At 66.7% G+C, this 15,362-nt stretch carries 12 protein-coding genes; 3 read left to right on the top strand and 9 right to left on the bottom strand.

What is annotated here, in order from left to right; translation table 11 throughout:
* Window positions 1-244: hypothetical protein (locus tag QF777_02570; protein MDP6910437.1), on the bottom strand; the 244-nt coding region annotated here is incomplete at its 3' end.
* A 231-nt stretch (window positions 245-475) separates the two neighbouring features.
* On the opposite strand from QF777_02570, the gene QF777_02565 reads away from it, so the two are divergent.
* A complete protein-coding gene (locus tag QF777_02565; protein ID MDP6910436.1) occupies window positions 476-1,165 on the top strand; it encodes a class I SAM-dependent methyltransferase in 690 nt (229 codons plus the stop codon).
* 20 nt (window positions 1,166-1,185) lie between these two features.
* Here the strand turns inward: QF777_02565 and QF777_02560 are convergent, their stop codons facing one another.
* The 8 genes from QF777_02560 to QF777_02525 all read right to left on the bottom strand — a co-directional run bounded on the left by QF777_02560 (window position 1,186) and on the right by QF777_02525 (window position 12,528).
* Window positions 1,186-2,046, bottom strand: a complete 861-nt coding sequence (locus tag QF777_02560) for a 2Fe-2S iron-sulfur cluster-binding protein (GenBank protein ID MDP6910435.1) — start codon at window positions 2,044-2,046, stop codon at window positions 1,186-1,188.
* A complete protein-coding gene (locus tag QF777_02555) occupies window positions 2,043-3,926 on the bottom strand; it encodes an NADH-ubiquinone oxidoreductase-F iron-sulfur binding region domain-containing protein (protein ID MDP6910434.1) in 1,884 nt (627 codons plus the stop codon). Before QF777_02555 ends, QF777_02560 begins: the two co-directional genes overlap by 4 nt.
* Window positions 3,919-5,832 carry a molybdopterin-dependent oxidoreductase gene (locus QF777_02550; protein MDP6910433.1) on the bottom strand — a complete coding sequence of 638 codons (1,914 nt, stop codon included), beginning with the start codon at window positions 5,830-5,832 and terminating at the stop codon, window positions 3,919-3,921. Before QF777_02550 ends, QF777_02555 begins: the two co-directional genes overlap by 8 nt.
* A gap of 128 nt (window positions 5,833-5,960) precedes the next feature.
* Complete coding sequence (locus tag QF777_02545) at window positions 5,961-6,755, bottom strand: enoyl-CoA hydratase-related protein (protein ID MDP6910432.1); 795 nt, start codon at window positions 6,753-6,755, stop codon at window positions 5,961-5,963.
* Window positions 6,752-8,881 carry an acetate--CoA ligase family protein gene (locus QF777_02540; protein ID MDP6910431.1) on the bottom strand — a complete coding sequence of 710 codons (2,130 nt, stop codon included), beginning with the start codon at window positions 8,879-8,881 and terminating at the stop codon, window positions 6,752-6,754. The genes QF777_02545 and QF777_02540 overlap by 4 nt, the downstream gene beginning before the upstream one ends.
* A 16-nt stretch (window positions 8,882-8,897) precedes the next feature.
* Window positions 8,898-10,058, bottom strand: a complete 1,161-nt coding sequence (locus QF777_02535; GenBank protein ID MDP6910430.1) for an acyl-CoA dehydrogenase family protein — start codon at window positions 10,056-10,058, stop codon at window positions 8,898-8,900.
* Between the two features lie 48 nt (window positions 10,059-10,106).
* The gene (locus QF777_02530; protein MDP6910429.1) at window positions 10,107-11,624 is read right to left on the bottom strand and encodes an L-carnitine dehydrogenase; all 1,518 of its coding nucleotides are present in this window, start codon (window positions 11,622-11,624) and stop codon (window positions 10,107-10,109) included.
* Window positions 11,625-11,634: 10 nt separating this feature from the next.
* A complete protein-coding gene (locus tag QF777_02525) occupies window positions 11,635-12,528 on the bottom strand; it encodes a 3-keto-5-aminohexanoate cleavage protein (protein MDP6910428.1) in 894 nt (297 codons plus the stop codon).
* A gap of 207 nt (window positions 12,529-12,735) precedes the next feature.
* Here QF777_02525 and QF777_02520 point away from each other — a divergent pair, with 207 nt between their 5' ends.
* Together QF777_02520 and QF777_02515 are read left to right on the top strand one after the other, a co-directional pair.
* Entirely contained in the window at window positions 12,736-13,947 is a 1,212-nt protein-coding gene (locus QF777_02520) for an NAD(P)-dependent oxidoreductase (protein MDP6910427.1), read from the top strand.
* A gap of 2 nt (window positions 13,948-13,949) precedes the next feature.
* Window positions 13,950-15,191: a DUF1015 domain-containing protein gene (locus QF777_02515; GenBank protein ID MDP6910426.1), complete on the top strand. Its 1,242-nt coding sequence runs from the start codon at window positions 13,950-13,952 to the stop codon at window positions 15,189-15,191.
* The last annotated feature ends 171 nt before the right edge of the window (window positions 15,192-15,362 follow it).

The raw sequence follows: 15,362 nt of genomic DNA, 5'->3' as shown, positions 1-15,362 counted from the left end.
CAGCACCGACACGAACCTCGCCGAGGCTTCCATCACCCAGATGGTCCTCGGCGGTACCGACCTCTTCCTGAGCTGGCGCAGCCGTCGTAGCCGGAGCAGCAGTCGTAGCCGGCGCAGCAGTGGTAGTCGCCGCCGAAGAATCGCCTCCGGCGGCAGCGTCATCTGCATCGTCGGAGCCACAGGCCCCGGCGACCAGGGCAAAGCCCAGCAGCACCGCGAGTAGAACTCGCGAACGTCGAAACATCGTTATTTCCTCCATCAGGTGGATGAACGTGGCCGCCGACAATCGGCTGGCCGCGCGACGGCCCCTCGAACCGCCGCTGGTCAGGATATGCGCGGATGCGACGTACGTCACAAGAAATCTCCGCAGACTCGGAGTCGTCATCTTTTCGCAATGTGAAAACCACATCCCGCATAGTGGTAAGACACCTGGCTGCCTAATACACCTGGCTGCCGAGGCGTATATTCCCATCCCATGGGTGATTCTGGCGATGAGGGAACGGCGGAACTCCTCAGAACGGCCTACGAACTCAAGACCGGAGCCGAGACCCTGGACCACTACGAGGCGTGGGCCGCCACCTACGACCAGGAGATCGGGGTCGACAAGGGATACGCCCAGCCGACACGTTGTGCCATCGCTCTCTCTTCGGTGATGTCACCGATGACCGACTGGACCGACTCCGACTCCACCACGGGCGACCCGCCCTTGGCATGCCGAGTCCTGGATGTGGGTTGCGGCACCGGACTGTCGGGCCTGGCATTGTGCGATGCCGGCTTCACCGAGCTGGACGGCTGCGACTTCTCTTCACCCATGCTCCGCCGGGCGGCGGATACCGGCGTCTACCGGCGGTTGTTCGAGGCCGACCTGAACGAAGGCCTCGACGTGGACGACGGGACCTACGACGCAGCAGCGGCCGTAGGCGTGTTCTCCTTCGGTCACATCCGACCATCGGCCCTACGCGACGTGCTGAGGGTCGTCCGATCGGGTGGCGCAGTAGTCGTCGGCCTTAACGACCACTTCTGGGACGAGGGCGACTTCCCAGCCGAACTGGACGCCATCGAGGCCGACGGGATCGCCACGGTGGCCTTCCGAGAGCACGGCGAACACCTGCCGGGCGCCGGCATCGACGGCTGGGTGGTCGTGCTCGTCAAGCCAAAGGGCTGAGCCCAGGACTCAGGCCCCGTTCAGGCGTGGGCGTGCTGCCAGCCGAACCGGCCTTTGATGCACAGGTGTCCATGGGTGACCGAATGGTCGGCCGGCGAGGTGACCTTCACGATGCGGTCATCTTGGGTGTGCAACTCGAGGTTGCAACCCACTCCGCAGAACGGGCACACGGTGGTCGTGACCTGTTGGGCCGATTCGTCCCACGTGTCGGCCTCGCGCATGTCGTGTTCAGTTTTGAATGCCAGCGCTCCGGTCGGGCACACCCCGATGCAGTTGCCGCAATAGACGCACGCCGAGTCGGGCAGCGTCACGTCATGCTCGGTCGAGATGTGGGCGTCGAATCCCCGACCGGCCGTGGCGATTGCGAAGGTGTGCTGGGCATCATCGCCGCACGCCTCCACGCACTTGTAACAGAGGATGCACCGCTCGTAGTCCCGCACGTACAGGTCGTCCTGGATCTTGATGGGCTGGGCCACTGTGGCGATCTCGGACCGGTCCCCCATGCGTTCCGGGCGAGCGCCGTAGTGCACCATCCACGCGTGCACCTCGGGATCGGCCCGGTCCATCTCGACCGACGAGGCCAAGAGCTCGTAGACCATGCGGCGACTGGTGCGGACCCGGTCGGAGTCGGTGGACACGACCATGCCCTCCTCGACGGGCCTCGAACACGACGGCACCAGCACTCGCGAGCCCTCGACCTCCACCACGCAGACCCGGCACACGTTCACCGGCGTCAGGTTCTCGGCCCAGCACAACGTGGGCGTGTCAATGCCCTCGCGCCTACAAGCGTCGAGAATCGTGGAGCCTTCGGGCACCCTTACTGCGTCACCGTCAAGGGTGAATTCGACCGTCGTCGACACCGTCACCGGAACCTCGTTCACCTGATGCCCCCCTCGTCGAGTCCTGACTTGTCGCCGTCTGAACCGTCCGCCCCCGCGCCAGTACCTAGACCGGACAGCAGGCCCAGATCAATGGCGCTACGAACCGCCCCGGACGCCGTCTGTCCGAGACCACAGATCGAGGCGTCCTTCATCACGGTCGCCAGGTCGTCCAACAGATCGCGCTCGTCGTCGATAGCGGATCCGCGACCGAGGCGCACCAGCACTTCCTCTTGGCGAACCGTCCCCACCCGGCACGGCACGCACTGGCCACAGGACTCGTCGCGGAAGAACTCGGCAACGCGTCGCACGGTGTCGACCATGTCGTCCCTTTCGTCGAACACCATGATCACACCGGATCCCAACGAAGCGCCGGCCGCTCGCGTGTCCTCGAGCGTCAGAGGCATGTCGAGCGATTCAGGGCCGACGAAACTGCCCGCCGCCCCTCCCAGCATGACGGTCCGTAACACACGGCCGTCGGGTAGCCCTCCGGCCAGTTCGATCAGGTCACGCAACGTGGCACCGAACTCCACCTCGTAGGTGCCAGGCCGGACCACCCGCCCGCTGAGGCAGAACAACTTGGTGCCCGGGGAGCGCTCGGTGCCGTCGGCTGCGTAGGCCTCACCGCCCATGAGCACCACGGGCAACACATTGACGAGCGTCTCCACGTTGTTGATGGCCGTCGGCTCGCCGAACAACCCGTGGGTCGTCGGAAATGGCGGCTTATTACGGGGCTCGCCCCGGAACCCCTCGATGGAGTTGAACAGGGCCGTCTCCTCGCCACAGATGTAGGCACCGGCCCCGTTCCGGAGGTGGAGATCGAAACGGATGCCCGATCCGGCCACGTCGGCACCCAGCAACCCAGCCGCGTAAGCCTCGGCGATGGCGTGGGTGAGGCGTTCAGTGGCCACCGGATACTCGCCGCGTATGTACAACCAGCCCTGCTCTGCTCCGATGGCCAGGCCAGCCACCGTCATGGCCTCGACCAGGGAAAACGGGTCGCCCTCCATGACCACGCGGTCCTTGAAGGTTCCCGGCTCGGACTCATCCGCGTTGCACACCAGATGACGAGGGCGACCCTCCTGGTCGGCCACGCCACGCCACTTCACTCCGGTGGGGAACGCCGCGCCGCCGCGCCCCGAGAGACCCGAGGCCGTGATCTCGGCAATGACCTGGTCGCCGCCCATGGACAGCGATGCCTCCAACGCTTGGTAGCCACCGTGGGTCCGGTAGTCCTCGAGGCTGGTCGGGTCGACCACCCCGACCCGGGCCAGAAGCCGTAGACCCGGATCTCCGGCCTGGGGTAGCTCCACGGACGGCGTTGAGGTGGCGTCCGCGATGGCCACCGACACCTCGGCGGGAGAAACGGGGCCGCACCCCGCACCGTCGTCAACGGCGACCACCGTCAGATCGGGTGCACCGGTGCGTTGCACCATGATCGCCGGCCCCCGTTCGCACTGGCCGAGGCAGGGACTGGCCTTCACGTGATGACCCTCTGCCCGCAAATCGTCGATCAGGCCGACGGCACCGAAGAGGCGGCAGGCCACGTCGTCACAGACGTGCACGGTGTCCATGGAGCCCGGCGGCTCGTGGGTGAACAGGTGGTAGAAGGTCGCCACCCCGTAAGCCTCAGCCGGAGGTACCTCCAGCTCGGCACACGCATGGTCCAGCCCACCAGGGCTGATCCACCCCGCGGTGCGCTGCAGGGCGTGCAGCGCGGGCAGGAGCAGGTGGCGACGTTCACGGGTGCGGGTCCGCCCGGCATGCACCAGGCGTTCGGATTCGCGAATGGTGACTGCGCCGTATCCCGAGATGGCCTCAGCCACCGCGGCACGCTCACTCTCGGTCGGCTCCTCGGTCGCCCCGAAGTACAGGTCAGGCATTGTTTCCTACCAACGGACCATCCACGAGCTTGTCAACCCGGACGGCAGCTGCCTTGAACTCTGCGGTCCCGGACTTCGGATCAACGGCATCGCTGGTGATCTGGTTGATGTCGGTGGTCTCCGGGAAGTGGAAGGTGGTGTGGCAGAGGCCTACCGCCAGATGCTCCTCCACCTCAATGGTCATGGTGATCGATCCCCGGCGGGACGACACGGTGACCCGCTCGCCGTCGGTCACCCCGAGGAGGTCGGCGTCGGTCGTCGAGATGGACAGCGCCTCACCGGTTCGGATGGGCGACGGGAAGTGCTCGGTCTGTACCCCGGTGTTGTACGAGTCCAGCGCCCGCACTGTGGTGAGCCGTAGGGGGAACTCTTCGGTCAGCACGTCCAATGGCGGTCGGTCTTCGACACGCGAGAACGGAGCCAACCGACCCTGCACCGGTCGCTCCCAGAGGCGGCCGTGCAGGAACGGGCTCCCCGGATGGTCGTCGGTGGGACATGGCCACTGGATGCCACCCTCGGCCTCCAGACGATCCCACGACATACCGCCGTGCATGGGTGACACCGTGCGGAGTTCCTCCCAGAGATCCTCCGGCGCGGGTTGACCCCACTGGTCGTCGCCCATAGCGGCCGCCAGGTCGTTGATAATGCCGACCTCCTGGCGGGCCTGCCCGGGTGGCGGCACGGCAGCCCGCATCCGCTGGACCCGTCGCTCACTGTTGGTGGCCGTCCCGTCGGACTCAGCCCATCCCAGGGCAGCCGGGAACACCACGTCGGCCATTTCGGCGGTTCGGGTCATGAAGACGTCCTGGACGACCAGCATGTCGAGTCGCTCCAACATGGCCCGGGCGTGGATGGCATCGGCCTCGGAATCAACAGGATTCTCACCAATGCAGTAGACGGCCTTGAGTTCGTCACGACCCATGGCCTCGAACATCTGGGTGAGATTCCAGCCGTTGGTCGACGGAATGGTGCAGTCCCACGCCTCCTCGAACTTTCCCCGGGCATCGTCGTCCTCGACATCCTGGAACCCGGTTAGCTTGTTGGGCAGCGCGCCCATGTCGCCGCCACCCTGCACGTTGTTCTGCCCGCGCAGGGGTACGAGCCCCGATCCCCAACGCCCGACGTGACCGGTGAGAAGCGACAGATTGCAGAGGGACTGCACGTTGTCGACGCCGGTGTGGTGCTCGGTGATCCCCAGCGTCCAGCAGATCTGGGCCTTGTCGGCTGTGGCGTATGCATGAGCTAGGTCGCGGATTGCCTCGGCTGGTACGCCGGTGACCGCCGAGGTGTGCTCCAGGGTCCACGGTTCGACGAAGGCCACGAACTCCTCGTAGCCGGTGGTGGCGTTGGCGATGAATTCGTCGTTGGTGAGGCCCGCAGCGATGATCTCGCGGGCCACGCCGTTGGCCAGGCCAATGTCGGTGCCGACGTTGAGGCCCAGCCAGTGGTCGGCGAACTTGGCAGTGCCGGTGCGGCGCGGGTCGACGGACCACATGCGCGCACCGTTGGCCACACCACGTAGGGCGTGATGAAAGAAGATCGGGTGTGCGTTACGTGCGTTGGATCCCCACATGATGATGAGGTCCGCTTCCTCGATTTCCACATACGAGGAGGTTCCCCCGCCTGCTCCGAAGACCGTCGCCAGACCGACGACGCTGGGAGCGTGTCAAGTTCGATTACAGCTGTCGATGTTGTTCGAGCCGATGACCCGACGGGCGAACCGCTGCGCGGCGTAGTTCACCTCGTTGGTGGTCTTCGAACAACTGAACATCCCGAAGGCCGTCGGGCCGTGGGTGTCGACCGCAGCGCGAAACCCGGTGGCGGCCCGCTGGAGGGCCTCCTCCCAGGTGGCCTCGCGGAGGACGCCATCGTCCCGGACCATCGGGGTCGTCAGACGCTTGCTCATGTATTCCTCATTACTGGTCAGTGACCGGACACCGTCGTCCGATCGGAGCGAACGGGCCACAGAGGGTCCGCCCGACGGGGCCGGAACCTATCGCACTTCCGTGCCCTTCAGAGTTTCCTGTCAGTAGATCAACATCCCTGCCAGTAGGGGTCCCTCTGCTCGGTGAAAGCCCTCGGTCCCTCCAGGGCATCCTCAGAGGTCAACATCCTCTCGTAGGCCTCGAGTTGACCCGACCGCAGATGCCCGAACGCCTCGTTCAGTGACCGGTGGCCCGTGGCCTGGTCGATGGCCATCACGGCCTCCACGGCCAACGGGGCCGCTGCTGCGATCCGCCCGGCCAGCTCCCGAGCCGCGGCGGACAACTCGTCGACCGGCACCACTCGGTTGACCAGACCCCACCGTTCCGCCTCGGCGGCATCCAGGCGCCTACCGCCGTAGAGCACCTCGTTGGCCACCACCGCCGGCAATTGACGTGGCAGTCGGATAGCGCCCGCGTCGGGGATGATTCCCAGACCGGTCTCGGGCAGGAAGAAAGTCGCGTGCTCGGCGGCCACCACGAACTCGGCGGCCATGGCGATCTCGAAACCGCCTCCGACGGCCATGCCGTTCACCGCACAGACCACCGGTTTGTTCCGACCCGGAAGTTCACAGAACCCCCCGAAACCTCCCTCGCCGTAGTCAGCTTCGAACGCCTCCCCGTCGGCCGCCGCCGTCAGGTCCCAACCAGCCGAGAAGAACCGTTCACCGACACCGGTAAACACGGCCACCCGCAATGACGGGTCGTCACGGAACCCCGCGAACACTCGGCCCAGCTCACGGCTAGTCGCCGCATCGATGGCGTTGGCCTTCGGACGGTCCAACACCACGTCGAGGATCGGACCATCGACCGTCGTCCGGATCGGGCTCGCCGTCTCTTCACTCATGACTGCTCCTCGGGGTCCTCGACCTGCATCAAGACGTCCACCACCGTGGCACCTTCCGCGGTGGCCATCAACGGGTTGACTTCCACCTCGACCAATCCCTCCACGGCAAGAGCGGCCGCCCCGATCCGTTGGATTACGTCGACCACTGCATCCAGATCGACCCCCGGTCGACCCCGATGGCCGTCCAGCAACGGACGGATGGCCAACGCCTGGAGTGCCCTCCGGATGTCATCATCGGCGGCCGGCAGTAACAGGTTTCGGGTGTCAGCCAGCACCTCGACGAGGGTGCCCCCGGCCCCCACGGTGAGGAGCCACCCCACCGGGTCGGCCCGTCGGACGGTGACCAGCAACTCGACGGGCCCGCCAACTGGCCCGTCTATCTGCGCCTCGACCAGCACTCGGTCAGCCCCGGTGGCCAGCCCGATCCGCCGGGCCGCACCAGTCACCTCGGCCGCGTCTGTCAACCCGACGGCCACGCCGTCGACCTCGGTCTTGTGGGCTACGCCAACCGCCTTGACGACCACCGGCCAGCCCATCCGGTCGGCCGCCGCGGCGGCCTCCTCGACCCCCACCACCTCACCAGGCGGGACCGGCACTCCGTGCCCGGCCAGCACCGCCTTGGCCTCGGCCTCCAACAAGGTCGCCCAGGTACCCCCGACCCGGCCCGACGGCGCTGTCGTTCTCGCCGGCAGGGGCGCCAGCGACGGGCCGTCCACCCTCCGCCCCCACCAGGCGGCGGCCTCCAACCCGACCAGTGCCTCATCGATGCCCCGGACCGGCACAAGACCGATGTCGGCCGCTGAGGCCTCCACCGTCAATGGAAGGTTCTCGGCCATCGATGCAGCCACCACGCCGGGGGTCCCGGTCGCCATGCACGCGGCACCGAACGCCTCAAGCGTCGGCCACCAACTAGAGGCGTCGAGGTCCGACGTTGAGTCCTCCGGCGGGAAGTCCAGGACTAGGAGGGCGGCGTCCGGCGCTCCGTCTGGTTCGCGGGTGACCGCCTCGGTGAACGTGGCCAGCAAGCGTTCCGCATCGCCCCAAATGAACGTGTGGTAGTCGAACGGGTTGGAGACTGAAACTAGGGCTGCTTTCTGGGGGTCACCAAGGGCCGTCCGGATCCGATCTACCCGAGCACCGTCGAACCCGGGTAGCGAGAGGTCAAGTCCCTCGCAACGGTCAGCCACGATGGAAGCCTCGCCACCCGAGCAACTCAGGCTGACGATCCTGTTCCCCGGTAGACCCCCAAGCCGGTCCAGTACGTGCAACGTGTCGAGCAGCTCAGGCACGGACCGGACCCGACGCACTCCCGTCCGGCAGAAAAGGGCCTGATAGGCCTCGTCGCTGCCCACCATCGACGAAGTGTGCGACGCGGCGATCTCGGCGCCACGGGTCGAGGACCCCGTCTTGAGCGCCACCACCGGCACGCCCCGTCTTGAGGCCAGCTGGCAGGCAGCCACGAATCGGGGCACGTCGTGGAGGGCCTCGACGTGCAGGCCCACCGCGGTGACCGCCGGATCGCCTACCAGCGCCTCGAGGCATTCCTCGATACCCACATCGGCCTGATTCCCCAGCGTCAACATGTGGGCAATGGGCATGGGTCGGGTCTGCAGGGTCAGGTCCAGGCCTATGTTCCCGCTCTGGGTCACCAGCGCCACGCCCCGATCGGCCCGACGACAGCCCTGCTGGTCGGGCCACAGCGCGGCGCCGACGGTGGCCGCCACCGTCCCGTAGCAGTTGGGGCCCAGTACGGGCATTCCATCGGCCGCCGCCACCAGGGCCTCCTGCAAAGCCGTGCCGTCGGGTCCGATCTCCGCGAAACCCGAGGCGTAACAGACCGCCGCGCCGGCACCGATGGCAGCCAGACGTCCTACAACCTCGACAGTGGCGTACCGGTTCACGGCCACCAATGCCGCGTCGGGCACCCCCGGAAGATCATCAACCGAGGGCACGCACGACACCCCGGCCAGATCGGCCCGCGTCGGATGTACCGCCCACATCTCGCCCTCGTACCCCAGGCGACGGCACTGTTCGATGGCCAGCTCCGCTGGTCGGCCTCCGATCATGGCCACCGATCGGGGTGCAAGCAGGCGGGTCAGGCGGGATTCCCCGCCCACGTCGGTCACCTTCGAGATCCCCGGATCAGGCGCCGAGGGGGCGCAACATCTCGCGGCTCACGATATGGCGCTGGATCTCGCTCGTCCCGTCCCAGATCCGGTCCACCCGGGCATCGCGCCAGATCCGCTCCAACGGCAGCTCGTCCATCAGGCCCATCCCGCCGAGGATCTGGATGGCCTCGTCGGACACGAACTGGAGCATCTCGGTCGACGAGATCTTGGCCATGGCGGCGTCGCCGTCAGCCATCTCCCCTCGATCCATCAGCCATGCCGCCCGGTAGGTCATTAGCTCGGCCTGGACCATCCGGGTCCGCATGTCGGCCAACTTGAACGAGACGCCCTGGAACTTTCCGATCTTCTGGCCAAACTGCTCGCGTGATGCCGCCCAGTCCAGGGCTACGGCCATTGCCCGGTCCGCCCGGCCCAGGCACACCGAGGCCACCTGCAGGCGAGTGGCGCCCAGCCACTCGTTGGCCACCTCAAAACCCCGGTGTTCCTCGCCCAGCACGGCCGACGCCGGCACCCGGCAGTCATCGAAGCTCAGGATGCAGTTGTGGTAGCCGCGGTTGGACACCGACCGGTAACCATCGGCTATCTCCAGGCCCGGCGTGTCGTGGTCCACCAGGAACGACGTGATCAACTTCTTGGGGCCCCGAGGGGTCTCCTCCTCGCCGGTCGCCGCAAAGAGGATTGTGTAGTCGGCTAGGTCGGCGTGGCTGATGAAGTGCTTGGTCCCGTTAATGACGTAGTCGTCCCCGTCGCGCACCGCCCGGCACGTCATGCCCCGCACGTCGGACCCGGCATCGGGCTCGCTCATGGCCAGACAGTCGACCCGCTCGCCACGGATGGTGGGTAGCAGGTACTCCTCGATCTGGTCACCCACGCACGCCTGGAGGATGTTGGACGGCCGGGCCACCACGTAGTGCAGCGCGTACTGGGTCCAGCCGAATGCCCGATCCACGAGTGCCATGGTGAGGTTGTCGAGGCCACCTCCGCCAAGGTCGGCCGGCATGTTGGCCGCGTAGATCCCGGCATCCAGGGCCCGATCGCGGATCTGGACGACGAGTTCCGGCCGAACGTCGCCGAGACGCTCGACCTCCTCCTCGTGGGGTACCAACTCGCGCTCGGTGAAGGCTCGGACGGTGTCGACCACCATCTCCTGTTCATCGGTCAGGGCGAAGTCCATGGGGGCTCCCTACGCAGCGGGGTCGGACGGTTCTTGTCGGATCGGGGGTCAGGCGGGGATCCGCATAACGCGACCCACCTGGGGCGGAACGGGCAGGTCGGCGTGGACTCTGGCAACGGCAGCCAAGGCGGCGGCGGGACCATCGAGGATGGGTGCCGTCGAACCGGTCTCGGTGTTGACGTGTAGCAGCATCTGTTCGGTCGTGCACAACAGGTCGCCGACGGCCCCAGCCTCATCCACCAGATACATCGCGTGGAAGAAATGCAGCCGCTTGGAATCCACACCGAGTACCTGAGTGGTGAATCGCAACGGTTCGCCGAGCGACGCCTCCTTCACGTAGTTGAGATGGGTCTCCACGGTGAAGAAGGTATGGCCGGCCGCCCGGTAGTCCTCGTCGATCCCGATGTAGCGGAACAGTTTGTCGCTGGCCCAACCGAAGGCCGTGAGGAACGCCCACTCGGACATGTGGCCGTTGTAGTCCACCCAGTCGGGCTCGACGACCGTTTCGTACAGAGCCAGCGGGGCGGCCACCAAATGATTCGCCGTGTCGTCGCCGGCGGTCCACCTCGAACCCGAACCGGCTTCGTGGATGCGGGCCTCGCGCTCGGCGATCAACCGGCCGGCACCCAGGTCCAGCGGCCGCAGCGACCGCATCACCGAGATGACGTAGTCGTCCCGGAGGCGTTCCAGTTCGGCGATGGAACGCCCCCCGGCCTGTTCCTCGCACCCGTCGGCCATGGCCTCGATGAGGTCGTCGGTTAGCTCGGGCGCCTCAAGCTTCGTCCATGGCAGCTTCAGGGCCGGACCGAACTGACGAAGCATGTGGCGCATGCCCTGCTCGCCGCCCGCCAGGTGAAAGGTCAGGTTGGTGCCCATACCGGCCCACCGGAGCCCCGGCCCGTAGTTGATGGCGTCGTCCAGCTCGCGGGTGGTGGCCACCCCGTCGTTCACCAAATGGAGAACCTCCCGCCACAGGGCCTCCTGGAGTCGGTCCGAGAGGTAGCCCTCGATCTCGTTTCGCACCACCAGCGGATACATCACCAGGTCGTCGTAATGGGCTACCGCGGCGTCCATTGCCGCCTCAGAAGTCTGCTCGCCGGCCACAACCTCGACTAGGGGCAGCAGGTACACCGGGTTAAAGGGGTGTCCGATCAAGACCCGCTCCGGATGCTTGCAACCCTCCTGGAGATTGGTGGGAAGGAGGCCCGAGGAGCTGGAAGCGATGACTACCTCCGGGCCGGAATGGGCGGCCAGAGCCTGGATCAGCGGCCGCTTGACCGTCTCGTTCTCCGGGGCGCTCTCCTGAATCCAATCGACCCGACCGGCCACCTCCTCAGCGGTGTCAACCCATGTCAGGCGGGTCGGGTCAGCTCCCGGGAAGAGGCCGAGTTTCGTGGCCGACGGCCAGGCCCGCTGCACGGCAGCACGAAGCCGGTCCTCGGCGCCCGACGCCGGATCCCAGGCCACCACGTCGAGTCCCCGGGCCAACGCCCGGACGGCCCAACCAGCGCCGATCACCCCGGTGCCCACCAGGCCGACGGCTCGCCCCCCGGCGACCGTGTCCATCGAATCCGCCCTAGCCGAGGTTTAGGGTCTGTCGGGCATCAGCCGGGGCCTGGACCCGGGCACCCATCAGTTCCACGATCCGGATGGCCTTCTCAACCAGCTGAGCGTTGGTGGCCAGCACCCCGCGCTCCAGGTAGAGGTTGTCCTCCAGACCGACCCGCACGTGGCCACCCAGCATCACCGACTGGGCCACCATTGGCATCTGCATGGCTCCCAGACCGAATGACGTGAACTCGGCCTCAGCGGGCAGTCGGTTCACCATGGCCTGAAGGATCCCGACGTCCAGCGGTGTCCCGTAGGGGATCGACAGGCAGAGCTGGAGCCAGTACGGGGCGTCGATCAGACCCTCGGCGATCATCGTCTCGGCGAACCACAGGTTGCCGGTGTCGAAGACCTCCAGCTCGGGCCGCACGCCTAGCTCTCGGACCCGCTCGGCCATGATGCGCAACATCGCCGGGGTGGACACGTAGACCTCGTTGTGGTCACCGAAGTTCAGTGACCCACAGTCCATCGAGCAGATGTCGGGGCGGATGGCCTCCACGTGGGCCAGGCGTTCGAGGCCGCCTACCAGGTCGGTGCCGGACTCCCAGGCCATCGGATCGTCGTCAGGGCCGACATTGAGATCACCGCCCATGCCCGCCGTGAGGTTCACCACCACGTCGGTGTTCTTTTCGCGGATGCGGTCGACCACCTCCCGGTAGAGCTCCACGGTGCGGGTGCCCTTCCCGGTATCGAGGTCGCGCACGTGGCAGTGGACAATGGCCGCCCCAGCCGAAGCGGCGTCCAGCGCGGAGGACGCGACCTGTTCCGGGGTGATCGGCACATGTTCACTGCGCCCAGTGGTGTCTCCTGAGCCGGTCACGGCGCAGGTGATGATGACATCACGGTTCATGGATCGGGTCACGAGGCCCCCCTGTCGTCTGGCCCATTGTTCCGAGAACGGGGCTTGCGTAGGCTTGTCCCCGGTCCGGATCCCGCCTCCCCTTCAAGGGCAGGCTCTTCAAGAGCAGGCCCTTCAGGAGAAGGTTGGACCGGTCCGTCCCAGAATCCGCGCAGGCTACCCCGCCGTCCGCACCGTAGGTGCCGGCGTCGGCGTGTCGAAGGAGCAACCATGAAGATCCTGTTCGCAGACGCTCTCCCCGAGGCATACATCGACCTCCTCAGGGATCGGGGCGACGAGTGCATCGTCTCTCCCGAGTTGGGTGCCGACGACATTCCCGATGCCATCGAGGGCATCGACGTGCTCGTCGTCCGCAGCACCAAGGTCACAGCGACGACGACCAGCCGATCAGACCGGCTAGGCCTGATCGTCCGGTCGGGTGCCGGGACCAACACCATCGACTGCCAGGCGGCAGCCGACGCCGGGATCTACGTGTGCAACGTGCCGGGCACCAACTCGGTCGCCGTGGCCGAGTTGACCCTCGGCCTACTGCTGGCCATCGACCGTCACATCCCATCGGCAGCGACCGACCTCAAGCACGGCACGTGGAACAAAAAGGAGTACTCGAAGGCCGACGGTCTCATGGGCAAGACCTTCGGTGTCATCGGTGTGGGCGAGATCGGGTTGGCCGTCGCCGAGCGGGCCCGCTCATTCGGCATGACCGTGGTCGCCGAGCGCAAGGCCGACCGTCGACCCGACGTCGAGGCCCGGATCCGTTCCATCGGTATCCGCCTGGTCGAAGACCTCGATGAGCTGGTGACCGAGTCCGACATCGTCTCGATCCACGTGCCTGGTGGCGCAGCAACCGAGAACCTGGTCGACAAACGATTCCTGGACCTCATGAAGCCGGGCGCCATCCTGATCAACACCAGCCGTGGTGAGGTAGTCGACGAGGATGCGCTCATCGCTGCCATGGACTCCAGGGGGATCCGGGCCGGACTAGACGTGTACCGCGACGAGCCGGCCGGCGGCGAAGGTGAGTTCACCTCCGAGCTGGCCGTCCACCCCAACGTGGTCGGCACCCATCACATTGGGGCGTCGACCCAGCAGGCCCAGGACGCCACCTCGGCGGGCACCGTCGACGTGATCGAGGCCTACCGGACCGGTGAGCCGGTGAACTGCGTGAACGTGGCCGGGACCCGCATGGGTTCCGCCACCATCACCATCCGACACTTCGACCGGGTGGGCGTGCTGGCCGCCGCGCTGCAGGTTCTGCGACGGGCCGACATCAACGTCCAGACCATGGAGAACAAGGTCTTCCAGGGTTCCAACGCCGCCATGGCCATCATCGACGTAGTCGGTGACGTCACCGAGGACGTCGCCCGAGAACTAACCAGCCTGGACAACGTGATCCAGGTCCAGACAACTGCTCGCGAGCAGTGAGTGTGCTCCGCCCCTTTCCGGGGCTGACCGTCGAACCGGCGTGGGCTGACAGGGTCACCACCGGTCCTTATGACGCCTACTCCCCGTCCGAGCGCGTGGCCATTGCCGAGGCGAACCCATACAGCTTCCTGAACGTCACCCGATCCCAGGAGGATGTGCCGGTCGAGTGGCGCGACGACGTTGACTGGTTGATCGGCCAGTGTGCCGAATCCATGCAGCGCATCTATGACGCCGGTGCCTACGCCGAGCACGACGAGCCGTCGCTGTTCCTGTACCGCCTGGAGACAGGCGACCACGTCCAGACCGGCGTGATGGGCTTGGTGCCGGTAACCGAGCCGGGCGACCGCCGGGTGTTGCGCCACGAGGCGGTACGTCCCGGGAGGGCCGACCTGCTGACCAGGCACCTGTTGGAGTTGGGCATGTCGTCCAGCCCCATCTCGCTCACCTATCGGACCGATGCGGTGCTAGACGCGGCGATCATCGCCGGTTGCGCCACTGAACCAGTGCTGGAAGCCGACGGTGACGGCATCCATCAGACGATCTGGGCGCTGTCCGGTAAGGCTGCCGATGCCCTCGTAGCCGCCATGGGTGACCGACCGCTGTACGTCACCGACGGCCACCACCGACTGGCGGCCGCCGTGGAGGCCCGACATCGGAATCCCGATATCGGTGACGACCATCCGCTGCAGTGGACTCAGGCCGTCCTGTTCCCTGATGCCGAGATGCAGGTTCTGGCTGCCCACCGCCGGGTCGGTGATCGTGCCGGCCGCTCAACCGACGACCTCGTCGAGGCCCTGACGGCCGTCGGCCCCCTCGTACCGTGTGCCGACGTCTCCGAGGCCCGGCCTGATGGCGCTGGTGCGATTGGGGTGTACGTGGGTGGCCGCTGGTTCTCCATGGACCTGCCGGCCGCGTCGGGTAACCGGGCCGTCGACCAGTTGGACGTGTCCCGGCTTCAGGACGGGATCCTGGCACCCGTGATGGGCATCACCGATCCGGGGAGTGACCCGATGATCGACTACGTGCCCGAGCCGGTGGGCATCGGCGCACTGGTCGCACGCTGCGACGCCGATGGCCGCGTCGGCTTCGTCCTGCATGCCACGTCGGTGGCTGAGATGATGGCCGTGGCTGACGAGGACGGACTCATGCCTCCCAAGTCATCGTATTTTGAGCCCAAGCCCCGATCCGGCGTCTTCGTCCGCCGCCTCGACCGAGAGACCACAGCCGGGGCCGGTGAGAACTGACCGGTGATCGACGTCCGTCGACTCCGACACGAGGCGACCAACCCGTGACCGGGGCACATGCACAACGGGCGGTACTGCAGTTTCCGGTCGACGGTTAACGCCGGTGGGTCTCGGCGACCCGGATCGGGCCGACGCCGTGTGGATGGTCAACTCAGTCTGTGGCTGAGTTGA

The organism is Acidimicrobiales bacterium (assembly GCA_030747595.1).
Taxonomy (GTDB): Bacteria; Actinomycetota; Acidimicrobiia; order Acidimicrobiales; family MedAcidi-G1; genus UBA9410.
This window is presented reverse-complemented; position numbering and strand designations above follow the sequence as displayed.

Coding starts and splice junctions, on each gene's coding strand:
- QF777_02535 (MDP6910430.1), bottom strand. CDS start 10,058: ATGGACTTCGCCCTGACCGATGAACAGGAGATGGTGGTCGACACCGTC.
- QF777_02520 (MDP6910427.1), top strand. CDS start 12,736: ATGAAGATCCTGTTCGCAGACGCTCTCCCCGAGGCATACATCGACCTC.
- QF777_02555 (MDP6910434.1), bottom strand. CDS start 3,926: ATGCCTGACCTGTACTTCGGGGCGACCGAGGAGCCGACCGAGAGTGAG.
- QF777_02545 (MDP6910432.1), bottom strand. CDS start 6,755: ATGAGTGAAGAGACGGCGAGCCCGATCCGGACGACGGTCGATGGTCCG.
- QF777_02565 (MDP6910436.1), top strand. CDS start 476: ATGGGTGATTCTGGCGATGAGGGAACGGCGGAACTCCTCAGAACGGCC.
- QF777_02530 (MDP6910429.1), bottom strand. CDS start 11,624: ATGGACACGGTCGCCGGGGGGCGAGCCGTCGGCCTGGTGGGCACCGGG.